The sequence below is a fragment of the Aquimarina gracilis genome (assembly GCF_035285365.1).
GTDB classification, from domain to species: Bacteria; Bacteroidota; Bacteroidia; order Flavobacteriales; family Flavobacteriaceae; genus Aquimarina; species Aquimarina gracilis.
This window is the reverse complement of record NZ_JAYKLX010000002.1, coordinates 575,953-600,841: the sequence shown is the minus strand read 5'-3', so window position 1 is coordinate 600,841 and position 24,889 is coordinate 575,953. Positions and strand designations below refer to the sequence as shown.

The following is a 24,889-nucleotide window of genomic DNA, read 5'->3' as shown; positions in this document are numbered from 1 at the left end:
TATTAAAACCAATTTTTCTCTAAGCACTCAGCCATTGCTGTACGCGCTCTGTGTATGATAACCCATAAGTTAGACGCCGTAATATCAAATTCATTACAGATAGCTTCAGTATCAAAGCCTTGAATCGTTTTCATTTTGAAAATCGTGGCTTGTTTTTCTGGGAGTTTACCCATGCAATTATGAATAGCTAACCCTAGTTCTTCATTTTCAATTTCCCCTTCGGCATTACCATCAAAAGGATCTGCTACTCGTTCTTCGAGCCAATCACCTTCGGTTTCAGAATCTGTATAGTTTATTCGTACTTCAGCTTTTCCTTTATTACTGTTTATTTTTCGATAATGATCAATAATCTTTCTTTTAAGAATAGAAATAAGCCAGGTTCGCTCACTTGCTTCTCCTTTAAAATTTTTCATTGATTTAAGGCCAGCAAAGAATGTTTCTTGCACAAGATCTTGTGCAATTTCTTTGTTATCAACTCTTACAATGGTGTAGTTAAACAGGTAATCACTGTATTTATCAACCCATGTATTGGGGTCTATGGTATTTGTTGACATTTTGATTTCTATTGTTGTATTCACCAAAAATAGGATAAAAAGTTGAATCTTAGAATGCTTTCATCGTATAATAGGTGGGAATTATAATAGATTCCTTACACTTTATGTTGAAGAACCTTTCGGCCTTGCCTTTTACTTTCTAAGTGTGATTTGATAGATCGATTTCTTGTAACCAAAAAATTAGTCAAATATTTTTTTAGAATGAATCGGTCAAAAATCTTTCCTAAAATACCATATGGTGTTTGATAATCAAGAATATCAATCATTTCGGTTATATTAGATGATGTATTGAAAAAATGTTGATGTTTAAATAACCTAAAGTTTCCTTTAATCATCTCGTCAGTAAAATGGGTTGGAAATTTGAATAAGGTAATTTTACTTTGGTGAGTTAAGTGTTGACCAAAATGTTTTCCTTTCCAGGTAACTGTTTCGTTAAGTCCAATCAAACCAAATGCTTTTCCTGCTATTGCTTTTTCATTGGTGTTTTTTGCAGATAGGATATGAAAATCAATATTTCGAGATAAATTGAAAACATCTTCGGCAGGAGCTTTGATATAAGTTTGTAGTTTAATGGTCGTCATATTATTTTTTTTCTGCGGTTATTAAATAATATCCAAAATCATTCATATGCAAACCTGATAACAAAGCAAACATAGATCCCTTTAGGTTTTTCCAACTTTGAGGTTTTAATGTTTGTTTTTTGAAAATTTTTTTAAGTATAAAACCTGTAATAGCAAAGGGGACATGTAGCACAGAAGGTGCTACTCTCAAGGATATATCTTCTACTTTAACATTTTTGAATCCTATTTGCTCTAAACTGTTTTTGACCTTTTGGATACTGCCTAACCCTTCGAGACTCCATCCTTTGCATAACTGTTCATAACAATAATTGCTCCCTCTACATAATTTTTCTTCGTCTTTTTTTATAAAAGCATCGGCTATGACCAATCTTGCATTTGGTTTTAGGATACGATATGCTTCTTGTAAAGTTTGCCTGCTATGACCAGAGTGACAAAAACTTTCAATGGCATAGGCGCCATCGACACTATTGGTTTTGAACGAAGTGTGATTAAAATTTTCTTCAAGAATTAATCCGTTCATATTGTTTAACCTCTTATTTCCTTGGTTTACTTGAAATTTTGAAAGCGTTATCCCAATAATTCTCAGTAGAGGATATTTTCTAAGTCCGTATTGCATGGTACCACCGATACCGCAACCTAAATCGGCAACCAAGGCGTTCCTTTTTGGAGCATTAAGTCGATTGAATACCTGATTATTCATCTCGTTAAGCATCGAATCTCTTTTAAACAAATTTGTTTTGAAAGGGATATAATATCCAAAATGCATATTAAAATCTTTGCTCCAGAACTCATAATCCTCAGTTGCTTCATTATAAAACTGAATGATTTTTTCTTTGGTTGCAGAACGTTTAATTCTTAGTTTTTGTAATAGGGTTAATGAGCTCATGATCTTATTTTTTAAAGATTAAAGAAACCGATACTGTTATAAACAAGCAATAAAGTATATACCGCAGCAAATAGAACAAACAACATATTCATGAAATAGCTGCCAATTTTGAATATTCGCTTTTTTGGAATTTCGTACATAGGGTAATAGGCAATTTGTGTAAGTACTTTTCCTACCCAATATGCTGCAATTAACCCTGTTAAAGCAATGGCTAATGCTGATTGTTCTTTTAATTGTGAAGTAAGAAGAATAGCAATTAATCCAAAAGAAAAATTGAGCCCCTGGATGTATCTCCCATAGGTTTTAGCAATTTCTTGATTAAGAGGTTTTAACTGCTTAACATCATTGTACCAATCAAAAACTTGGTGTCTTATGTAAGGATATATTAACGCTGTAAAGATTTGGCCGATGCCTCCTGTAATAATTAACCAGTTTGGAATATTGAAAGTCATAATTTTAATTATTTTAAAGTTTCAGAAAAAATTGAAAGATGTATTGAAAATAAAAAGGAGTTTTCCTCCTTGTTTATTGTTTAGGTTTTTATTTAATTAATTTGACCAATGCTTTTGTGATCCAATTATGATCTTGTCCAACCACTCTATTAAGCATAGTGTCCAGGTTATCAGCCATTTCATGCAACGCCTTGGTTTGTTTGATTAGTTCGGCCGTTTTGGCACTTCCGTCATCTTCTATATTCGAGACATCATTTAAAATTTTTATAGTGGGTTGTAACTCTCTACGACTTCTTTCTTTTGCAATTTGTCGGGCTAACTCTTGCACATCTTTTTCCGAAGTAAAGTATTCCTTGCGTTCTCCCATTTTGTTCTCTTTGAAGACTATACCCCAATCCATTAATTGGCGTAAGTTCATGCTGGTATTACCTCTTGATATCTGAAGTTCTTCCATGATATCTTCCATAGATAGAGGTTCTGGAGATATTAAAAGTAAGGCATGTATTTGTGCCATTGCTTTGTTTATTCCCCACAAAGTACCCAGGGCTCCCCAAGTAGATATAAATTTATTTTTGGCATCATCATAATTCATAGTACAAATATATAAAAAATTTTAAACTTTCAAAAAATATTGAAAGTTTAATAGTGTTATAAGTATTAGCTAGCGGAATAGAAGTTAATACAGTTATTATTTTGCGGTGAAGCCATTTTTGTTAACGTCTGATTTTGTGTAAGTTATAAGTCTAACACAAACTCATACAAAAATGAAAAAATTAAACCTAATTATTTCAGTGGCATGTCTATGCTTATTCTTTACCTATAGCTTTGCGCAAAAACAAACCAATGACATGTTTTTTGCAACTATGCAAACTCATGATGCCAAAGGTCTTCAGCTCAATCATCCCAAGGATATAAAAATTCTTAAATCTGCGAATGGTTATAGCGCAGTGATGTTAAGTGACAAAGCTGCCGAAGAATTACATCATAAGGTCTTGAAACACGGACCTGGATTTGTTTATGAAAACTCAGAAAAAAGTGCTGTTTCAGCAATAGCGAATATTGCGAAAATGGTGAATAGAGTGCATCAAAAAGCGACTTTTATGATCACTCAGGATGCTTTGGTTCTGCAAAGTCTTGATTTGGTTAGCAATAGTAATATTGCTAACCAAATTCAGGAACTCGAAAACTATGGAACTCGGTATCATACTACAAATACTGCCAGGCAAGCGATTTTAGATTTAAAAACGAAATGGGAAAGTATTGCCGGAGGTCGAAGTGATGTTACTGTTAGGGTAGTCGAGCACACTAGTACGGCTATGCCTTCATTAGTCATGACGATAACGGGCACTGAAAAGCCAGACGAATTTGTAATTCTGGGGGGACATGCCGATTCTACCGCTGGAGGAAATAATTCTAATGCTCCTGGTGCCGATGATAATGCATCGGGTATTGCTACAATTACAGAGGCCGCCCGGGTTTTATTTTCTATGAATTTTAGACCTAAACGTACAATAGAATTTATGGCTTTTGCTGCCGAAGAGGTAGGGCTTCGGGGATCTAAAGAAATAGCGCAAGATTATAGAAGTCGAAACGTAAATGTAGTAAGTTATATGCAGTTGGATATGACCAATTATAAAGGTTCAACCAATGATGTGTATGTGTCTACAGATTCGTATAATGATGATACGCTAAACGACTTCATGATTGCATTGTTGAATCATTATAATGCTTCAGGAACACACAGGATAACCTATGGAACTTCTAGTTGTAATTATGGATGTTCTGATCATTATAGCTGGGCACAAGAGGGATATGATGTTACTTTTCCATTTGAAGCAAAATTTGGAGAGCACAATCCCAATATCCATACTACCCGAGATACTTTTGATCGATCTCCAACGCCTAACGCTACGCATGCAGCCAAATTTGCGAAACTGGCTCTTGAATATTTAATTGAAATCTCTAACGGGGTAACTCCTGGTGGCCCTGGAGGAGGTGGGGATTGTTCTGTTACTACAGCTTCTTTTCCTTATCGACAAGGTTTTGAAGGCACACTAGGTATGTGGTCTCAGGTCGCAGGCGATGATCTGGATTGGACCATTGATTCTAATGGTACTCCATCTAATAGTACTGGGCCTAGCAGCGCAGTCGAAGGATCATCATACATTTATGTTGAAGCTTCTGGTAATGGTAGTGGACATCCTAATAAAAGAGCTATTCTGAATTCTCCGTGCTTTGATCTAAGTGGATTGACCAATGCCAGTTTCAGTTTTCAGTATCATATGCAAGGAGATGCTGTGGGAACATTAATCCTTGAGGCTAGTACCGATAATGGCGTTACTTGGAGTAGTATTTTTAGTAAATCCGGATCTCAAGGTACTGATTGGAATCAGGCAAGCATAGACCTAGTATCTTATACGGGAACTACGGTGCAATTTCGATTTAATGCTATTACGGGTAACAGTTGGCAAGGGGATATTGCTATAGACGATGTTAACGTTGGAGAGTCTATAGTAGATCCGGGACCGGGCAATTGCGACACTTTAAACTTTAATGATTTTGCAGTAACAGCTTTCTCTAATCAGGACGTTGCAGGAAATTATTCGGTGGTAGATAGTGGTGCTGGATTATCCCTTCAGAATAATACATGGAAATTCATTGCTCTAAATTATACTGTTACTTCGCAAACAGTCATCGAATTTGACTTTAGTAGTACTTCTCAAGGAGAAATTCATGGTATTGGATTCGAAAATGACAATACGTTAACCTCGAACAGATATTTTAAAGTTCATGGTACACAAAATTATGGGGTAACCAATTATGATAACTATACAAACGGTACTGAACGCTATGTAATTCCAGTTGGGAACTATTACACAGGTGTAATGGATCGATTGGTGTTTGTAAATGATAATGATGCAGGAAGTGGAAACACCTCTGTTTTTTCGAATGTGAAAATTTATGAAGGTACTTGTGGATCGGTAAGAAGTGCTGTTACTTTTGAATCAATTACCCCAATTTTAGGAAATCAAGAGGAAGGTGTACTGTCGTCTATTAAAATGAATCCAAATCCTACAAAAGATAGCTTTACTTTATCTATAGGATACGATAGTACAAAGAATACTACAGCGGTAATACATACGATTACAGGATCAAAGGTGGCAGAATTACACTTAAATCCAGGTGCAAATAGTTTTTCTGCCAAAAAATTAAAATTGCAATCGGGGGTGTATCTTATTAAAATTGAAACCGATGGTGAGGAATCGGTAACAAAGAAAATAATCATCAAATAAAAACTGAAACTTAATATAAAAGGTGCTTCAAGAATATCGAAGCACCTTCTTTATAGGATATGCTAGAAATTATTTGATCAATCCAGCACGTTTTAGTAATGCTTCTGGTTTTGGTTCTTGTCCACGAAAACGCTTATAGAGTTTCATTGGGTTTTCCGTGCCTCCTTTGGATAACACATTGTCTTTAAACTTGGTTGCGATGTCTTTATTAAATATTCCGTTTTCTTTAAAATATTCAAATGCATCTGCGTCCAATACTTCTGCCCATTTGTAAGAATAGTATCCGGCAGAATAGCCTCCTTGAAAAATATGAGAAAAGGCAGTACTCATACAATTTTCTTCTACATCTGGGTATAGCGAGGTTTCTGAAAATGTTTTTTTCTCATGTTCTTTTACATTTTTAATACCACTTGGATCTTGAGCATGCCATGACATATCAAGCAATCCAAAACTTAGCTGGCGTAATGTAGCCATACCTTCCATAAAGGTTGCTGATTCTTTGATTTTTTCGACCAAATCCATTGGTATGGTCTCACCGGTTTCATAATGTTTTGCAAAAAGCTCAAGAGCTTCTTTCTCATAGCACCAATTTTCAAGTACCTGGCTTGGTAATTCTACAAAATCCCAATACACACTAGTTCCCGATAGGCCCGGATAAGTCGTATTTGCTAGCATACCATGCAAAGCATGACCAAACTCATGAAACAGCGTGGTAACTTCATTAAAAGTTAATAAAGAAGGTTTGCTCGGTGTTGGTTTCGTAAAATTGCAAACTATAGAAATATGAGGGCGAATGTTTTTATTATCCTTTCTCATTTGAGATTTATATGAGGTCATCCAAGCGCCATTACGTTTCCCTGGTCTTGGGTGAAAATCTGCATAAAATAGAGAAACAAAGTTACCTTCAGAGTCGGTTACATTGTATGTTTTTACCTCTTCGTGATATTTGTCTATATCATTGGTTTCTTGAAAATTAAGCCCAAACAATTTGTTAGCTACTGTAAATACGCCTTTGATCACATTTTCTAACTTAAAATAAGGTTTAAGTTTTTCGTCGTCAAGGTTAAAAAGCTTTTGTTTTAATTTTTCGGTATAATAGGCTTCATCCCATTTTTCAAGGTGATCGATTCCGTCTAGTTCTTTTGCAAAACCTTCGAGTTGTTTGAACTCTCTTTCGGCGGCAGGCTTTGCCTTCTCCAATATTTCATTTAGAAAAGAAAATACTTTATCTGGGGTTTCGGCCATTCTTTCTTCAAGAATATAATGAGCATGGGATTGGTATCCTAAAAGTTGTGCACGTTCATGTCGTAAAGTAGCAATTTTCAAAACAATACCTTGATTGTCAAGGTCATCATTATGAAAACCTTTGGATCCAAACGCGATTGCTAATTTTTTACGAAGCTCTCTGCTAGACGCGTAGGTCATAAAAGGGATGTAACTAGGATAATCCAATGTGATTAGCCATCCATCCTTATCCTTGGCCTTTGCCATTGCTTTGGCGGCTTCCTTTGCGCCTTCAGGAAGACCGTCTAGATCTGATACGTTGGTGAGAAGCATTTCAAATTTATTAGTTTCTGCCAATACATTTTCACCAAAATTTAGACTTAATTTTGACAGCTCTTTATCTATCTCGCGAAGTTTTTCTTTTTTATCCTCAGGAAGGTTTGCTCCGTTTCTAGAAAATGATTTATATCTTTTGGTAAGTAAGGTAAGTTGTTCTGAAGTAAGTTCAAGTTCTTCACGTTGGTTATATACCATTTCAATTTTTTTAAACAAATCTAGATTGAGAGCAATATCATTACTAAACTCTGAAAGTAATGGAGAAGCTTCTTGTGCAATTTTTTGTATTTCCTCATTAGTCTCTGCGCTATTGAGATTAAAAAATACACTAGTTATCCTATCTAATAGTTCTCCGCTAAATTCTAGAGCTTCAATAGTATTAGAAAAAGTAGGCAGATCTTTATTAGAAACTATTTGATCAATTTCTTTCTTGGCAATAGTAATTCCATTCTTTATGGCTGGTAAAAAGTGCTCTGTTTTTATTGTAGAAAATGGAGCAGCGTCGAATAGTTTTAATAATGGGTTATTCATCTTTGTATAAATAATTTCTTGTTTTATTTTCTATATATCGACAAAATGTGTCTTTTGTCGAAAATTTTATATTTACTTATATGCTTTTTTAAGCAATCATACTTTCGTATGAATACATTTGATCAGGTTTATTAGTGATGGTCTTTTGACGAAAACATCAACATTATTCTTATCAGGGGTATGGATAGTAATAATAAATTTTCGAAGCAAAGACCAAATATATGGAAAGAGCTGCAATAAATGCGGCTCTTTTTTTTGTTAAAAAAGAGTGTTTTTTTGTGAATAACTATGTTTATGTCTGTCTTTTCTATCAAAAAAAACGCTCGAAACCTTTTGAAAATGCGGTTTGTCGATTAAAGATGTATTTCATCGAAAATTGTTGATAAAATTTCATTACTTTTATTGTGTAATTAAAGTAAGGTTTTACCTTTGTTGTAGGTTTTAAGAGTATGGTCTTACAACGAATTTTTTTGTGTAATATATTTAAGTTGGTTAATAAATATTGTTATATTCTTCTGTAAGGCCTAATATTAAAAGAGTCACTGAAAAGTGACTCTTTTTTGTTTATAAGCTTAACATTTTGGAGGTTAAATTACTTTTTAATCTGTTTTGCTCCTTCGATTACTTTTTGTTTTAACCCTTCTTTGTACACTAATATTTTATCTAAAACGCAAGAATCTGAAGCTCCTATAATCTGAGCAGCAAGTATACCTGCATTCAACGCACCATCTAATGCAACTGTCGCTACAGGAACACCTCCGGGCATTTGCAAAATTGATAATACAGAATCCCATCCATCGATAGAATTTCTTGATTTGACAGGAACGCCAATAACTGGCAAGGGAGATAATGAAGCAACCATGCCCGGAAGATGAGCGGCACCTCCTGCACCTGCAATTATAACCTTAATTCCTTTGATATGAGCATTTTTAGCATAATCAAATAGTTTTTCTGGTGTGCGATGCGCAGAAACGATATCCACTTCTACTTCGATATCAAAACCTTTTAATACCTCGATTGCTTTTTCCATTACGGGCATATCACTTGTACTGCCCATGATTACTCCCACCTTACTCATTATTATTCCTGTTTTAATTGTTATTATAAGCTTTTACTTGCTAATTACTTCTATAGTATTTTTAACTTTTTCGGCAATTTTTCTTGCCTCATCTATATCTTCATGAATAATAGTTACATGTCCCATTTTTCTGAATGGCCTGGTTTGTTTCTTACCATAGATATGTGGTGTTACTCCTTTCATTTTCATGATTTTTTCTATGTTTTTATAAACTACATCTCCAGTATGTCCTTCGGCACCAACCAAATTTACCATTATACCACCAACCTTACTTTCTGTGGCTCCCAGGGGTAAATCTAATATTGCCCTAAGATGCTGTTCGAATTGATTCGTGTAGCTGGCTTCTATACTATAATGGCCACTATTATGAGGTCTTGGAGCCACTTCATTAACCAAGATTTTATCATTTTTGGTCTGAAACATCTCTACAGCAAGAATCCCAACATGTTCAAATGCTTTAGATACTTTTTCTGCTACTTTAACAGCCTTGCTGGCAACATTATTATCTATTCTTGCTGGACAAATAACATATTCTACCTGATTGGCCTCGGGATGAAATTCCATTTCTACAACAGGATAGGTTTTAATTTCACCACTTATACTTCGTACAACAATAACTGCCAATTCATTTTTAAAATCGATCATTTCTTCTGCAATGCACTCGACATCAGGAAGCTTGGCAACATCTGCACCAGATTTTATAATCGAGACACCTTTCCCGTCATACCCTCCTTGGGTACTTTTCCAAACAAAAGGCAGTTTGACTTTATTGTCTGTAATTCCTTCAGTAAGATGAGCTTTATTAGAAAATCTCCTAAACTTTGCCGTAGGAATATTGTTTTTTTCATAAAAAAGCTTTTGTGCTCCTTTATTCTGTATAATTTCCAGAGTCTTTGAGCTAGGATATACTTTTTTTCCTTCTCTCTCTAGTTTTGCCAGTGCTTTTGTATTAACAGTTTCAATCTCGAAAGTTAGTGTATCTACTTTTTTTCCAAAATTATAGACTGTTTCATAATCCAATAGACTTCCTTGTTGAAAATGATCGCACGCTATTTTGCAAGGTGCATCAGGACTTGGGTCTAAGACATGAGTCTGGATATCATATTTTCTGGTGTCATACAGCATCATTTTGCCTAATTGACCTCCTCCTAAAATTCCTAATTTAAAGTCTGATGAGAAAAAATTTGCCATTACTGGGGTTTCATGTTTACCTAATATCGACAAAAATAATTTTTTCGGTAAGAATAACCATAAGAATAAGAAGTAAATACTAGAGTCAAACTTATATAATCACTATCTTTGCCGCTTAAAAAATTAAAGGCCATTAAAAGCATATAATGGATAGTGCTATAAAACTATATGATCTACAATTTGTTCCTTTTATTGCTGAAAAGGAAATAATTGAGGCGATTGAAAGAATGTCTGACAAATTAAATAAAGACTTATCAGACAAAAATCCTTTGTTTATTGGAGTTTTGAATGGCGCTTTTATGTTTGCTTCTGAGCTTATAAAGCGATTTTCGTTTGATTGCGAAGTGAGTTTTATTAAGTTGGCTTCATATCAAGGAACTGTGACTACACATGAAGTAAAAGAGCTTATAGGGTTAAATCAAGATGTCTCTGGAAGGACTGTAGTAGTTATAGAAGATATTGTGGATACGGGTAATACTATTGAAGTATTATCTGGATTATTAGCAAACCTCAATTGTAAGGAAGTTAAGATAGCTACATTGTTTTTCAAACCTGAAGCTTACACCAAAAAAATTAAAATAGATTACTTTGGGATTGAGATTCCCAATAAATTTATAATAGGGTACGGATTAGATTATGATGGTTTAGGACGTAATCTTACAGACGTTTATCAACTAAAATCAAGTTACAACATGACAAATTTAGTGTTATTTGGCCCTCCAGGAGCCGGAAAAGGAACACAAGCAGAAGTTTTAAAACAAAAATATGATCTAATACATATTTCTACAGGAGATGTATTTAGATATAACATAAAAAATGCTACCGAATTAGGAACATTGGCAAAATCTTATATTGATAAGGGGCAGTTAGTACCAGATGAGGTAACCATTAATATGCTCAATGCTGAGGTGGATAAAAATCCGGAGGCTAAAGGTTTTATTTTTGACGGATTTCCTCGAACCGAGGCACAAGCTGACTCTCTACAAGAATTATTAGCTTCAAAAGGAGCAAAGGTAAGTGCTATGGTTGCTTTAGAAGTTGATGATGAAGTATTGGTGCAGCGGTTATTAGAAAGAGGAAAAACATCTGGTCGTCCAGATGACGCCGATGAAGGTGTAATTCGCAATCGAATTAAAGTATATTACAATGAAACTGCAATCTTAAAGAACTACTACCAAAAACAGAATAAATATTTTGGGGTAGATGGTGTTGGTGCCATCGATGAGATTACTGATAGATTAAGTGAAGTAATAGACAAACTATAATTATTGATCCCGACTTAAGTTGGGGTATCGTTTGTTTACAAAAGTTTGTATAAAAATAGTTCCAATATTTACCGGAATTTGAGATAGTGAAATATGACAGAAGGGAATTTTGTAGATTATGTAAAGTTACATGTAACTTCCGGAAATGGAGGTAAGGGATCTGTGCACTTACATCGAGAGAAATATATTGCCAAAGGCGGTCCTGATGGCGGTGATGGCGGTCGTGGAGGTCATATTATTATTAGGGCAAACCCTAATATGTGGACATTATATCACCTCAAGTTCAAACGTCATTTTAAGGCGGGGCATGGCGGTCACGGTAGTAAAAATAGAAGTACAGGAGCAGATGGAGAAGATATCTATGTTGATGTGCCATTGGGTACTGTAATTAGAGATACCGAAACCCAAAGTGTTATCAAAGAAATTACCGAAGAAGGGCAGGAATATATTGTAGCCGAAGGAGGAATGGGAGGTCGAGGTAACTGGCACTTTAAAAGCCCAACAAATCAAACCCCTCGATATGCACAACCGGGTATAGAAGGGGTACAGTATGATATCACACTCGAGCTTAAGGTACTTGCAGATGTTGGGTTGGTAGGGTTTCCTAATGCCGGAAAATCTACATTGTTATCTGTTGTTACAGCAGCAAAACCCAAAATTGCAGATTATGAGTTTACTACCTTAAAACCAAATCTTGGTATTGTGGAGTATCGGGATTTTCAGACTTTTGTAATGGCCGACATCCCAGGGATTATTGAAGGAGCAGCCGAAGGAAAGGGTATTGGACATCGATTTTTACGCCATATCGAACGTAACTCTACTTTACTTTTTTTAATTCCGGCAGATGCGCCAGATATTGCAGAACAGTACAGGATTCTCCTTGATGAATTGCGTCGATACAATCCAGACCTTTTAGATAAAGAACGGCTTATTGCTATCTCAAAATGCGACATGCTAGATGAAGAATTAAAAGCAGAATTAAAGGTGGAATTGGACCAGGAGTTTAATGTTCCTTATGTATTCATATCCTCGGTAGCGCAACAAGGATTGCAAGAGTTGAAGGATAAACTTTGGCAGATGTTGAACGCTTAGTCTATACAGAATACCCCGATTTTAAGATTCCTTTACCAGCTTCTGGATGTTTTTTTATATAAGCGGCAACAAACGGGCATAAAGGAACTAGTTGATAACCTTTTTTGCGGATATATTCCAAGGTCTTTTTGATAATGGCACTACCCAACCCGTTTCCTTCTAGTGATACCGGGACCTCGGTATGAGTTAGATATATAGAATCTCCTTTGGCCAGGATGTATTCTATAAATACGATTTGGTTTTCTACATGCAATTCAAAACGTTTTTTTGGAGCTCTGTCATTGTTGATTAAAGCGAGTTGCGACCAATCTTTCTTTTCCATTTTTAGAAACAATTAGAAGTTTATTAAAGTTAAAGCTTTCAACACAAACAGAACTTAAAACAAGGTTAAAGTTAGGTTGTTATTTTTGATTGCTAATCGAGCTTTTCAAGAATCAAAAATTCATCATCCATTACATTTCCTGTAATAACTAGGTTACCAAATGAAGTTGCTACACTAGAGCCAGACATTATACTACCGTCTTCAACATATACTTTTTCAACTTTGTAGTTGTTTTTGCCTGCGTATTTTATTTTAATTATTTCTGATGGAGCAGTATCTTTTTTCCCTTTGGCATAGGCTTTAAATCGTAATAAATTTGGATGAGCACCACTCCAAAGATTTCCGTATTGGTCTATTTCTATATTGTCAACACCAGTATTACAAGAAATGTCTTCAATAAAATCTAGAGATCCATTTTTCCTTACATTATATACCTTAATGAGGAACCCTCTTGGAGATGCAACAAACAGAAGTTTACGTTTGGGATCAAAATTGATTCCGTTGGCATAAGCAATTCCATTAGCCACTTCTTTAAAAGTCTTACCGTCATAGTAGATTACATTGGATACAGAAAGTCCACCATATTCTTCGAGAAATTTACCTACCCCCTCGGTATAACCATGATCATTCGTGAAATAAAATCGATTATTGTCGATTAATACCAAATCGTTTGGGCTAATCATAGAAGGATCTGTTAGGGATTTTACATGGCTTATTTGTTGGCCATCGAACCTGAAAACTTCAATAGAATGCCTTTTGGTAGTATGATTAACAGCCATTATAGTATAAACACTGTCCTTTTTTATCATTGAGATGCCATGAGGAGCAAAAGGCTTGTTATAAGATTCAGTAAGATGTTTTGTAGAGAAGCTTTTACCTTTCAAATCCATAAAATATAATCCTCCTTGTTCTTCTTGGGTTGGAGGATATATTAATCTTTTTGTAGAGGAGATTAATGCAAAACTATCAAGATAGCTAATGGTAATATCTTCAGCACCTGGTAGTGGTATTTTTTTTACGATAGTACCTTTAAATTGATTTTCTATGGTTCTAAAATAACCGGTTGAGATTAAGGTGTAAAGTGCATAAGTAATAATAAGAAGTACTATGACTAGTGAAATTCGTTTTGTTATTCGCATAAATAAAAGGATTTGTGTATTATGTAAGACAAAGCATAAACATGGTGTTTCTGGATCTAAAAATCTGTAATGCTTCTATCAACACTTCTGTAGATTCAATAAGAAATTCAGAATCTTCATCATCATTGCTTTGATTATAAAGATTTTCAATTTCTTTTTTAAGTTTTTTGAAATCGGGTATTGCATTTTCAGGAAGAAACCATTTGGGTAGAATACTATTTCGGGCTTCATTGTACTTTGATAACCATGCTATGTCTGAAATATTTTCTGGTGCTTTATCGGCAATCCCTTCGGCTTCTTTAAAACTATCAAAATCCTTGGGGGATTTAACTCCCAGTTTTTTGGATGTATCGATTAATAATCTTTCATACAAGAATAAGCGTCTTCCATGATCTTCTTCATAAAATACATCAGGATTATCCATTAAAACTATTCCAATAAAATGCATATAGATTTTTATGATCTCTAAGATACCAAATATTCTCTTGTTAATATTGTAATACTGGATAATGCACTAGAGCTTTTTTATAAATGGTTTGTTAGGATTTTGTTAACACTTATTTAACCAAAGATTACCAAAGAAAAATGATTTTCTCACGTTTATGAAATTTAATAAAAACCAAAATATTGTCTCAATGAAAATTAAAAATGTATCAACTTCTTTTATTCTTTCAGTATTATTCTTCACATCTTGTGATATAACAAAAAAGGAAGGTAAGAATCCCGATGGTTCGGATAGTTTGATAGCACAAAATACTATTGAAACTGAAAAAGTTGAAGAAAAGTTACCTACCATTACAGGTTTTGTATCTAGTGATAAAGGGTTTTCGACCTTTGTTGCTGCTTTGCAATCCACAGAATTAGATAAAGTGCTTGATACCGAAAAGGGCTACACAATTTTTGCTCCAATAAATACTGCATTTGATGGTTTTTCTGAAGGTGTTGTAGAAAAGCTATTAAAACCCGAAAACAAACAACAGCTTACAAACATTTTGAACTATCATATAATCCCTAGTATAATAACAAAGGAAGATATAAAAATTGCTATTAATGAAGGTAGAGGTAGTGTTCCTTTAAGAACATTGGGAGGTAAAAAACTCACGGCTACTATGAAAGGCAACAGCATATTTTTAATTGATGAAATGGGTAACGGAGGTAAATTAATTACTACCGATGTAGAAGCTGCCAATGGTTATATTAATACTATTGATAGGGTAATGCAACCCAAGAAATAACTAGCCACATTCTTCTTAAATTTTATATATTTAAAAAAGTGGAAGTTTAAACTAAACTTCTGCTTTTTTTATCGATGTAGATCTAGTAATCTGAAATCATAAGGAGTCCATAGGCAAGCTTTAATGTCGCTTTGTTTAAGCCCTGTGTTTACCCAGCTATTACAAGTTCTGAAACAATTATAGTTTCCCGTAGCTTCATAGAAATCATCATTTTTATAATACCCCAGACCAGGTAACAGTATTTTGTGGTCATTTGCATCTAGACGAAATGCATTGTTGATATATGTATTTATTTTTTGAAGTTGATCAGCATTAATTTTAATTTCTACCCAATCTTTTTGAGCTACAGAATATCTTGTCACGTGTAGCAATGTAGAGGTGTTTACAAACAAAGCTCTAAAGCCATTTACAAAAGTTAAATCGCCCCATGTAGGTGTTTCTACATAAAACATTCTATCTCCCCATCCGAACGAAAAAAATTGTTCTGTATCCTGAAATTTTAAACCTTCAAGGATTGAAGGATCAAGTTCCTCTTTCGGAATAATTATTTCTAAATGAACCCCGTTTGAACTTAAATAAACACTACTGTTTTTTCTAGTTGCATCCTCATCTGTATTTACCGGAATATAGGTTAACGTTAAAGAAACGATGATATAGGCTATAGGTATTAGTAAAATAAAACTAATATATCGTAATATTTTCTTGAAGCGTTTTTTCATATTCTATAATGCCTAATAGGTCCAAAAATAATAGAAAATGTTACCAAATTTCTAATTAATTATTATTCGAACCCCTTCAGAATGACTTGAAAATTCTGGAGCATACATAGATTGAATGGTTGTAATTCCGTTAGAAAAATCACCTTTATTATTTACTCGTAAATCATATTCGAAAACATATACCCCTTTTGGTAAATAATCAAAGAAAAAATTAGTTGCTGCATCTTTTGTGCTTTCATAGTATCCCAATCCATCTTGCCATTTGTATTGAGAAATTACATTAATGGGTTCTAGGCCAGAGGCACGCATGTCTTTCATGTGTACAAATTCCATTGCACGATCAGACCTTAATTCAACACGAACTCTTACTAGATCACCTAATTGTAAGTTGGTAGCATCTGTAATCTCTGTGATTTCTTCTCCAGTATCTGTATTCTTTTTTATAAATAATTTTTTACTAAGTGATAATGGGGTTTTGGTTGCGGTAATTTTGTCCAGATTTTCAAAATATTGCCAATATAAAGCGCCCCAAGCGATACCTTTTCCTTTTTTGGTGATTTTGGTTGTGGCCATATTGGGTTTAACTTCACTACCGTTCCATGAGGTTTTAAAATACCCTGTACCTGCTTCTACTTTTATATCGTCCATTATATTTGGATCAATTTTTTGATCTCCTAATGTTATTTCTACCATATCGGTAACCGATAGCCAATCACTTCCTTGTAATAATAGGGCATAAACAGCATCAGAAGTTGCTTTGGTGGTTTGCCAACGATTAGTTTGTTTGTTTTTAAGAAGCCAGATTTTAAGATTATCCACTATTTCAGTTCGTTTTGGTTCTTTTTCAATTTCCGAAAAGACTTCAATCATTAAGGATTGCGTCTCAATAGGAGCTTGATGCCAATACCAACTGGCAATATTGGATTTCCAATACATGCCTAATTCCTCACTGCTAATACTTCTTTCATCTAACGACCGTATGATTTTTACAGCGCTTTCGTGACTGTCGTTTCTTTCTAAAATAAGAGCTAACATTCCTTGTGCATACAAGTTCTGTTTTAACCAATATTTTTTTGATTGACCAAGATAATAGTTCCATGCCTCATTGGTGTTTTTGGGTCTTTTAATATCTCCAAAGAAGCTTCGCATGTATAGGTAATGTATTTGAGTATAACTTAAATGATTCTTGTTAATATCAATTTTATTTTTCTTGCAATACCTTTTTAAATCATCGTACTCTTTTATAAATTCTTTGTCTAAGTATTTAATTGCATTTTGAAGCATGCTTAGGGTGCCATTATCAAATTGGGTGACACCTAATTTTTTGAGGTGCCCAAAACCGGTAGCAATATGTTGCGTAATAAATCGATTTTCATGCCCGCCTTTAAACCAAGGAAAACCTCCCGAGCCATATTGCATTTGTTTTAATTTGTTTAATGCAGACTGTAGCTCATTGTTCATTTTGTTTAAGTCGAAGAGTAAAGCAATACGCTTTTTTTGTTCGGTTTCGCTTTGCGCATCTCTTAACCATGGCGTTTCTTGAATAATTAGAGATTTAAGCTCTTGATTTTTTTCAAGATTACTTAAAAGAGCATCTGTAGATTTCCACTGATTAAATACTTCCTGGATCCTTGGTGTCGAATTGGCAATATGGCTTGCCAACGCATTAGCATAATACCTAGAAAATGTTTGTTCAGAACATTCATAAGGATACTCCATAAGATAGGGGAGTGCCTGTACCGCATACCAAGCTGGATTGGAAGTCATTTCTAATGTAAGCTTATGATGCTTTAATGTATTGGAGCTCGAATTCTTAAGTTTATCCAGGGTAAAACTCTTCGTTTGATTGGATTTAATCCACATAGGTAGTGTTTCGGTAACCAACATTCTGTTGGAAAGTACTGGTAGTACATTTTGTTCTCCGTCGGCAAAATCTCCGGCTTTTGCAATAATTTTATACTGCACAGTTTGTACATCGTCTGGAATTTGTAGCTCCCAAGAAACATTAGTATTTCCTTTGGTTTTTACTTCAAAAGTTTGACGTGCATTGGTGTTTTGCAAGTGAGTGTCAATTGTTTTATTGGTCAAAGCGTCGAATAGCTGTAATTCTACAACACCACTTAAAACTTTATTAGTAAGATTGGATATTTTTGTACTTAAGACAATTCTATCTCCTTCCCTTAAAAACCTTGGCGGATTGGCGAGGATCATTAACTCTTTTTGAGTAACCGTTTCTAGAGTTGTAGTGGTGGTGTTTAGTTCTTTTGTGTGTGCCAGTAATTGTAATTTCCATTTGGTTAATGCTTCTGGAGCAGTGAAATTAAAACTCACATTTCCCCGTTCATCTGTAGAAAGTTGTGGGAAGAAAAATGCCGTCTCCTGAAGATTTTTTCTAATTTTCACTCCTTCTAAAGAAACATCTTTTTTATTCTCTTCTATACTTTGATCATTGTCTTTAGCTTTTTTTTCTGAAGCATTATCCGCTTGATCTGCAGCAACCGATTCCTCCATTTCTGCATCTTCTGCAACTCCACTAACAGCCATTGATTTTTGCATCATAGGAGCTGGAGCCGATTCAAACATAAGACTTTCTCGTTTGCTTCTTTCCAAATATTGTTGTCCAAAGTATAGTCCAAACCAATTGAGTTGGTCATATACTTGGCTACTGTAATAATACCCTGGAGTACTATGGTTATTTAATTTAAATGCATTCAACACAAAACTACGCGTTGCTTGTCTTTTGCTTTGTGGATAGTACACAGGACGATTAATAGGATTAAAATACCATTGATGAGGTTTAAATTGATCCAGTGAAGCGTCATACATACTCGCCAAAAGTTCGGCACTTACTTTGTCTCCTTTTGGTCCTTTAATGATGAAACTCCATGTTTCTTGTTCGCCAGGTTGTAACTTATCCCTAAATGTTTTTGTTTCTATACTAAGCTCTGAAGGGGCATAAGGAACCGAGATTGGAATTGTACCGTTTTGATAACCATTGTAATTGGCAAAGCTGTAACTTATAGCAAAACCTCCCAAATCCTGTTTTGTCACCGGTATTTTGATCGTTTTGCTATTTTTCGAAAGCTTTACAAGTCGGGTTTCAATAATTTTTTGGTTTTTTTCGATATCTACGGTAATGGTAATATCTTCAGAAGCAGAGCTTAATTTGATAATTGCCTCTTCGCCAATTTTATACGTTTTTTGGTTTGTAGTAACCTCAAACAATTGTTGATCACTAATTGTTTTATCGTCTTGACTGAAAACGGTAATGTACTGTATATCTTTAACATCTTGGCCAAACTTGTCTTTTGTGTCAAGTTGGATTACGTACTTACCCGATTCCCATTTTTTAATATTTCCAAAGCTTATTTTTTGATTTCCAATTTCTTGATTCTTACTAGCCGAAGTATTGAAAGATGCATCTAATACTAATTTTCCTTTTTTCCACGTTCTGTAATCCGATTCATTGTCGTATGCATCATGAGGGAATAATTTGGTAAACTCCTCTTTTTCAAAACCTTTATAGTCTGGAGCTTTCCAGGGGCGTAGTCGCATAGGTTTACTAGGGGCTTGTAGTTTATGAATTTTCAGTGTTCCAGTTGCTTCAATAAACTCATTGTTTAAGTTTAAAGTGGTGACAGAAAATGAATTGTCTTTTTGAGTCTTATCGATTTTATCCAATACTGAAATTGCAGCTGTCATAGCGTGGTACCCAACATTCACTATTGTGGTAGTGCTACGAGTCTCACCGTTGATATCGGTAACATCAGCTATCACTTCATAATTAAAGATAGGGAGATTTTCTTTTGAAACACTTGGGTCTGGTTGTGCAACAAATTCGATAAAATATTCTCCTTTTTCATCTGTTTTTGTTTCGCCATGTGTTATTTCTTGAGGTTCTGCAGTATAGCGCGGGTACCAATAGCACCATCTTGGGTATTGCACTTTTCGATGTACTCGGTACACTACTTTGGCATCGGTAATATTGCTTCCGGCATATGCATTTGCAGTTCCGGTTAGTTTTACGTTATCATTTATTCTATACGTTTCAGTAACCGGATTAAATTTGGTTTCAAATTTGGGACGTTTATATTCTTCAACAGAAATCGAAGTACTTTGATAATTATCGGTTTGCAAAGTGTAAATACCGGTTAGTCCAGAAGAAGGAAGAATAAATTCACCACTAAAAGAGCCGTATTCATTGGTTTTAAAAGTTAACATCTTTACTTCTTGTCCATTAACATCCATTAATCTTACAAAAGTGGATTTGTCGGGGAGTACCTTAAAGTCTTCTTTACCTGAAGAAGACATCATTATTCCCTTAAAGTAGACCGTTTGCCCTGGCCTGTAAATGCTACGATCTGTAAATAAAAACGTATTGTACCTGATTTGATTTTCATTATCATCGGTTCTATAGGATTGATTTAGATAATACCCTTCAAAATACGCGCTGTCATTTTCATGGGATACAGTAATAGTTACATCATAGTAATAGTTGTTTAGTGCTAATGAACATTGACCATTTCGATCTGTAGAAAGCATTTTATCTAGTTTATTTCTGTATCCTCGGGCACTATCTGTTTTGAGATGTACTTTGGCATTGGCAATAGGACTTCCCGTATTGCGGTCAATCACTTGAAAGATTGTTTTTTCTGAAGTTCGATTTTCAATAAGAGCCAAATTGCTTATCTGTACATCACCATAGGAGAAGAGACTTTCTGGGGATAGTCCTTCCGAAACTGTCGCCACTACCAAATATGCTCCTTTTTCCATGTTAGGAAGAAGTACTTCGGTAGTATGTGTTTGGAAGTCTTTTTCATTTTTAATTTTAGACTCCCAGGTTTTTATAACCTTTAGGGAATTTAAAAATTTAATTTGTTCATCTGTACGATACAACCTGTTTAAAGATTTTAGCTGTTTTTTGTTGACTTTTAAAGCTCTTAAATACAGTTTATCCAAGTTTTTATAGCTTATCAGTAGCCTTCCCGGGGTATTAATAGGAAGATATTTTTCAGTTTTAATACTAATTTCGGGATGAAGTATTTGGTCTTTTAGCAAAATACATTTGTTGGCACCTCTCGAATTAGGGAACTTTTGTATCGCATCATTGCATATTTCTATAGCCTTTTTTAGTCTCCAGCGATGTACTTCATTATCATTAGGAATATATGATGCCGCTTGTTGCTTGTATATATTGGCAATTTCAAAATAGTATAATGCAGAGCTGCTGTGATCCTTAATCTTTTCTTTTTCTGCATTTAAGGCGTCAAGAAGAATATTTTGTTTGTCGCCAAATATTGCATTTTCATATACAAATTGTAGTCGTTCGATATTTACCTCTGTTAATGCAGTAGGGTCGGTATCTCTAGAATGAAATTTTATTAGGTTTTGATATAGTTTTAGTGCATTTCCTTGTAATGATAAAGAATCTTTTGGTTTTATTTCGAGGGCCGAAAAAGTATTGTACTCTTTTAGAAAGTCAGGATTGTTGATTGTAAAAGCGTATGCTGGTTTTGTAATACCGGTTTCAGAACTCTTATAAAAGGTTAATGCATTGTGTAACAAGAAATCATATAAGGTTGGCCTGTATTTTTTGGAGTTCTCGTGGGTAATTAGAATATCGTCAAATTTTTTGAGGTCTGTTTGTTGTGCCAGGACCCCATTTTGGATAGATTTTTGATAATGAAGATGAATTTCGGTAAACAATGTTTCTAGGTCCCATGTTCTAAAATCTTCTTTATCAATCTTTTCTGAAGTTTGCGTGCGATTATAAAACTTCCATCTATTTTGCTGAAAGTATTGCCAATACAAATTGGCAAGAATATTTTCCAGAATATTTCTTTTGGGAAATTGACTTTGATTAATCTCGCTTTTAAATTCGTTTATAATAGTGAGTTGTGCATTTTCTTCTAGAGTTAGGAGGTATTTTGCTTTATGAAACAAAGCTTTTATAAGTTGATTATCGTTGTTTTCAGATTTTGATTTTTTAAATATGGTTTCGACCACCTCAAGCGCAGATTTAGGTAGTCCTTGCTGGTCAAAAGTTTCTACTTTTTTCCATTCTTCCTTGTAATCATTTTGACCGTTCATAGTATTCAGGTTAGCTATACAGATTAAAATAAGGATGATATACTTCTTCATCATAAAGGTTTTAGGTTGTTAACAAACATAAACAAGAGGTATATCAAATTAATTGACACAATCTTATTTATTTTAAATAACATTATAAAGCTACGTATTTGAAATGAGCATTAACAATTTTATAGATGCAAAATCGGATATAACGTTGCTTCTTTTCAAGAACCAAGAAAGTAATATAAAAGTATAGAATAAATTAGTACTTAGGGAAGTTCTGGTTTGAATTAGTGAATTAGTGTTTTGGGGTAGGTAAAGTAAAATCCTTTTGAAAAATATAGTATTTAATATTGAATGTAGATTGTATCTTTACCATTCGATTTAAAATTAGACTATGCGTATACATTTTATAGCTATTGGGGGTAGTGCTATGCATAACCTTGCTATTGCGTTACACCAAAAAGGTTATCAAGTAACAGGAAGTGATGATACTATTTTTGAACCTTCAAAATCAAGATTGCAAAAACATGGTTTATTGCCCAAAGAATTTGGGTGGTTTCCTGAAAAAATTACCAGTAACCTTGATGCTATAATTCTAGGTATGCATGCAAAAGAAGATAATGCCGAGCTCTTAAGAGCCAAAGAACTTGGGATAACCATTTATTCGTATCCAGAATTCCTATACGAGCAATCAAAAGAAAAAACCAGGGTCGTTATTGGCGGGTCACACGGTAAAACCACTATTACTTCCATGATTTTGCATGTACTGCATTATCATGACAAAGAGGTAGATTATATGGTAGGAGCACAGCTTGAAGGCTTTGATACCATGGTACACCTTACTGAAGAAAATGATTTTATGGTATTAGAAGGTGATGAATATCTCTCTTCTGCAATAGATCGAAGACCAAAATTCCATTTGTATAAACCCAATATTGCTTTGGTAAGCGGTATTGCGTGGGATCATATCAATGTTTTTCCAACATTTGATAATTATGTAGATCAGTTTAGAATTTTTATAGATTCTATAGTAAACGGAGGGGCATTGGTCTATAATGACGAAGATGAAGCGGTTAAAAAGCTTGCAGAATCAACTCAAAATCCAATACGTAAATTCCCGTATACAATACCCGAATATACTGTAGAGGATGATCAAACGTTATTACAAACTCCAGAAGGTGAAATGCCAATTGAAGTCTTTGGAGCACATAACCTTAGTAATTTGGCTGGTGCAAAATGGATTTGTCAGCATATGGGAATTGATGAAGATGAGTTTTATGAAGCTATAGCTTCGTTTAAAGGAGCCTCCAAAAGATTAGAAAAGATTGCAGAAAATTCAACATCAATTGCATATAAGGATTTTGCTCATAGCCCGTCAAAAGTAAGCGCTACTACCAGGGCTGTAAAAGACCAATATAAAGATAGAAAAGTGATAGCGTGTTTGGAGTTACATACCTATAGTAGTTTGAACGCGGAGTTTTTGCAAGAATATAGGGGAGCATTGGATGCCGCTGATGAAGCAGTAGTATTTTATTCTCCACATGCGGTAAAAATTAAGCAATTAGAAGAGGTTACTGCTTCACAAATAGAAAAGGCTTTTGACCGTAATGATTTAATTATTTTTACAAATCCAGAAGAATTTCAGCAATATCTAAAGCAACAAAAGTTTGCCAACACAGCATTAGTACTAATGAGTAGTGGTAATTATGGTGGACTCAATTTTGATGAAGTGAAAAGTTGGTTTTAATTTATACGATAATCAAAAATGCTTTTCAAATAATTGATTAACAAAACTTTCTATGTTTTTTTGGTTGTTTTCAATAAGCGCTTTTTTGGCATTCTCAATATCAGTAGGAACTTTATCTTGACTCAATTTAAACTTTCCTTCCCAGTGCTTTACCTCGATTTCGAAACAATAAATATAAGGTACTAATCTATCCATCCTAGGATCATTCATGCTTAACTCAAAGTTATTGTTAGGAGCTTCAAGGTACTCGGTCATTATGACCATAGATTCTTTTATGGCTGCCGGATCTTTAATTTCTCTTGCGATGCCTGTAGCATTTGAAATGATGTAATTCCAGGTCGGTAATTGTTTTGAGGTATATATAGATGGAGAAATATAGGTCTGTGGTCCTTGAAATACGGCTACAACTGGATATTTTTCATTTAATAATCCTATATGAGGGTTATTGCGATCGATATGACCCACTAATTTTTCTCTGTGAAAAATTAAAGGAGCATGAGTGATAAAAGGAGTATTGTCTTTTGCTGATATAATTGTGGCAAAAGGATATATTTTTGCTACTTCTTTTATATTCTCTGGATTATAGTCCTGATGATGTTTTGGTGGGTACAAAGGCGATTATACATTAAATTGTTGAAGATGATGATCAAGATGTTTGTATTGCATTTTCCCCCATTGCTCATAGGTGAATTTACCAAACATTGGATGTGGGTCCCATTCTTTCTTGCCCCGCTGGTTAGAAAATTCTGAAACTAATTCTAAAAGTTTATCCTTTTCGCTCTGAAACTCCTTTGGTTCGACTACTTTTAATTTTGAATGTGTTGGTAAATTCTTTTTCCAAGGTTTATCATTATACATAGCTTTTTTGAAAAAAAGCTTAGCTAATAAACTAGGTTTAAGATGAGGATGGTCTTTTTTTAAGGCAATTTTTAATGGAAACTGGCAATGATTAAACATTTGGGCCACATCCATTTTTCCCCATAAGGCATTACTTTCATTAGACAGGTTGTCTATTCTACTTTTTATTTCCTGCAAGGTAGATTCTTCAAACAATGACTTCATAAGAGCTGTTTTAAGATGATTGATGCTCAAAAGTAAGATATTTTCAGGGGATTTAAATAAAAAAGGTGAATCATTTGATTCACCTTTTTATAAATAATATATATCTT

Annotated in this window: 20 protein-coding genes; 5 read left to right on the top strand and 15 right to left on the bottom strand. The window is 34.3% G+C overall.

The genetic code is table 11. From position 1 onward, the window contains the following. Positions 1–2: 2 nt before the first annotated feature. The 5 genes from U6A24_RS05595 to U6A24_RS05575 form a co-directional block, all read right to left on the bottom strand. Positions 3–554: a sigma-70 family RNA polymerase sigma factor gene (locus tag U6A24_RS05595; RefSeq protein ID WP_324178948.1), complete on the bottom strand. Its 552-nt coding sequence runs from the start codon at positions 552–554 to the stop codon at positions 3–5. A 95-nt stretch (positions 555–649) separates the two neighbouring features. Next, positions 650–1,135: an SRPBCC family protein gene (locus tag U6A24_RS05590; RefSeq protein ID WP_324178947.1), complete on the bottom strand. Its 486-nt coding sequence runs from the start codon at positions 1,133–1,135 to the stop codon at positions 650–652. A 1-nt stretch (position 1,136) separates the two neighbouring features. Next, complete coding sequence (locus tag U6A24_RS05585; RefSeq protein ID WP_324178946.1) at positions 1,137–2,021, bottom strand: methyltransferase domain-containing protein; 885 nt, start codon at positions 2,019–2,021, stop codon at positions 1,137–1,139. Positions 2,022–2,032: 11 nt separating this feature from the next. Continuing rightward, positions 2,033–2,473, bottom strand: a complete 441-nt coding sequence (locus U6A24_RS05580) for a hypothetical protein (protein WP_324178945.1) — start codon at positions 2,471–2,473, stop codon at positions 2,033–2,035. An 88-nt stretch (positions 2,474–2,561) separates the two neighbouring features. Further along, positions 2,562–3,065, bottom strand: coding sequence for a GbsR/MarR family transcriptional regulator (locus U6A24_RS05575; protein WP_324178944.1), 504 nt, complete (start codon positions 3,063–3,065; stop codon positions 2,562–2,564). Positions 3,066–3,237: 172 nt separating this feature from the next. Between U6A24_RS05575 and U6A24_RS05570 the strand changes: the two genes are divergently transcribed. Next, positions 3,238–5,766, top strand: coding sequence for a M20/M25/M40 family metallo-hydrolase (locus tag U6A24_RS05570; RefSeq protein WP_324178943.1), 2,529 nt, complete (start codon positions 3,238–3,240; stop codon positions 5,764–5,766). A 69-nt stretch (positions 5,767–5,835) separates the two neighbouring features. Here the strand turns inward: U6A24_RS05570 and U6A24_RS05565 are convergent, their stop codons facing one another. The 3 genes from U6A24_RS05565 to U6A24_RS05555 all read right to left on the bottom strand — a co-directional run bounded on the left by U6A24_RS05565 (position 5,836) and on the right by U6A24_RS05555 (position 10,126). Beyond that, positions 5,836–7,857 (bottom strand): M3 family metallopeptidase, encoded by a 2,022-nt coding sequence (locus U6A24_RS05565; RefSeq protein WP_324178942.1) that lies wholly within the window; start codon positions 7,855–7,857, stop codon positions 5,836–5,838. A gap of 592 nt (positions 7,858–8,449) precedes the next feature. Beyond that, positions 8,450–8,935: a 5-(carboxyamino)imidazole ribonucleotide mutase gene (gene purE / locus U6A24_RS05560; RefSeq protein WP_324178941.1), complete on the bottom strand. Its 486-nt coding sequence runs from the start codon at positions 8,933–8,935 to the stop codon at positions 8,450–8,452. Between the two features lie 33 nt (positions 8,936–8,968). Further along, positions 8,969–10,126, bottom strand: coding sequence for a 5-(carboxyamino)imidazole ribonucleotide synthase (locus tag U6A24_RS05555; RefSeq protein WP_324178940.1), 1,158 nt, complete (start codon positions 10,124–10,126; stop codon positions 8,969–8,971). Between the two features lie 146 nt (positions 10,127–10,272). Between U6A24_RS05555 and U6A24_RS05550 the strand changes: the two genes are divergently transcribed. Continuing rightward, positions 10,273–11,391 (top strand): adenylate kinase, encoded by a 1,119-nt coding sequence (locus U6A24_RS05550; RefSeq protein WP_324178939.1) that lies wholly within the window; start codon positions 10,273–10,275, stop codon positions 11,389–11,391. Between the two features lie 93 nt (positions 11,392–11,484). Continuing rightward, positions 11,485–12,483 (top strand): GTPase ObgE, encoded by a 999-nt coding sequence (gene obgE, locus U6A24_RS05545; protein ID WP_324178938.1) that lies wholly within the window; start codon positions 11,485–11,487, stop codon positions 12,481–12,483. Position 12,484: 1 nt separating this feature from the next. Here obgE and U6A24_RS05540 read toward each other — a convergent pair whose 3' ends face one another. From U6A24_RS05540 to U6A24_RS05530, 3 genes are all read right to left on the bottom strand, one after another. Beyond that, positions 12,485–12,805 (bottom strand): GNAT family N-acetyltransferase, encoded by a 321-nt coding sequence (locus U6A24_RS05540; protein WP_324178937.1) that lies wholly within the window; start codon positions 12,803–12,805, stop codon positions 12,485–12,487. A gap of 92 nt (positions 12,806–12,897) precedes the next feature. Beyond that, positions 12,898–13,944 carry an SMP-30/gluconolactonase/LRE family protein gene (locus U6A24_RS05535; RefSeq protein WP_324178936.1) on the bottom strand — a complete coding sequence of 349 codons (1,047 nt, stop codon included), beginning with the start codon at positions 13,942–13,944 and terminating at the stop codon, positions 12,898–12,900. A gap of 19 nt (positions 13,945–13,963) precedes the next feature. Further along, positions 13,964–14,392: a hypothetical protein gene (locus U6A24_RS05530; protein WP_324178935.1), complete on the bottom strand. Its 429-nt coding sequence runs from the start codon at positions 14,390–14,392 to the stop codon at positions 13,964–13,966. 187 nt (positions 14,393–14,579) lie between these two features. Here U6A24_RS05530 and U6A24_RS05525 point away from each other — a divergent pair, with 187 nt between their 5' ends. Beyond that, positions 14,580–15,179, top strand: coding sequence for a fasciclin domain-containing protein (locus U6A24_RS05525; RefSeq protein ID WP_324178934.1), 600 nt, complete (start codon positions 14,580–14,582; stop codon positions 15,177–15,179). A 68-nt stretch (positions 15,180–15,247) separates the two neighbouring features. Here the strand turns inward: U6A24_RS05525 and U6A24_RS05520 are convergent, their stop codons facing one another. Then, a complete protein-coding gene (locus U6A24_RS05520; protein WP_324178933.1) occupies positions 15,248–15,898 on the bottom strand; it encodes a TIGR02117 family protein in 651 nt (216 codons plus the stop codon). A gap of 51 nt (positions 15,899–15,949) precedes the next feature. Then, positions 15,950–22,042 (bottom strand): alpha-2-macroglobulin family protein, encoded by a 6,093-nt coding sequence (locus tag U6A24_RS05515; protein WP_456062063.1) that lies wholly within the window; start codon positions 22,040–22,042, stop codon positions 15,950–15,952. A 325-nt stretch (positions 22,043–22,367) separates the two neighbouring features. Here U6A24_RS05515 and U6A24_RS05510 point away from each other — a divergent pair, with 325 nt between their 5' ends. Beyond that, a complete protein-coding gene (locus U6A24_RS05510; protein WP_324178931.1) occupies positions 22,368–23,720 on the top strand; it encodes a UDP-N-acetylmuramate--L-alanine ligase in 1,353 nt (450 codons plus the stop codon). Between the two features lie 12 nt (positions 23,721–23,732). Here the strand turns inward: U6A24_RS05510 and U6A24_RS05505 are convergent, their stop codons facing one another. Both U6A24_RS05505 and U6A24_RS05500 read right to left on the bottom strand, forming a co-directional pair. Then, on the bottom strand, positions 23,733–24,332 hold the full coding sequence (locus U6A24_RS05505) for an FMN-binding negative transcriptional regulator (RefSeq protein WP_324178930.1): 600 nt from the start codon (positions 24,330–24,332) through the stop codon (positions 23,733–23,735). Between the two features lie 6 nt (positions 24,333–24,338). Next, the gene (locus U6A24_RS05500; RefSeq protein ID WP_324178929.1) at positions 24,339–24,782 is read right to left on the bottom strand and encodes a DUF1569 domain-containing protein; all 444 of its coding nucleotides are present in this window, start codon (positions 24,780–24,782) and stop codon (positions 24,339–24,341) included. Positions 24,783–24,889 lie beyond the last annotated feature (107 nt).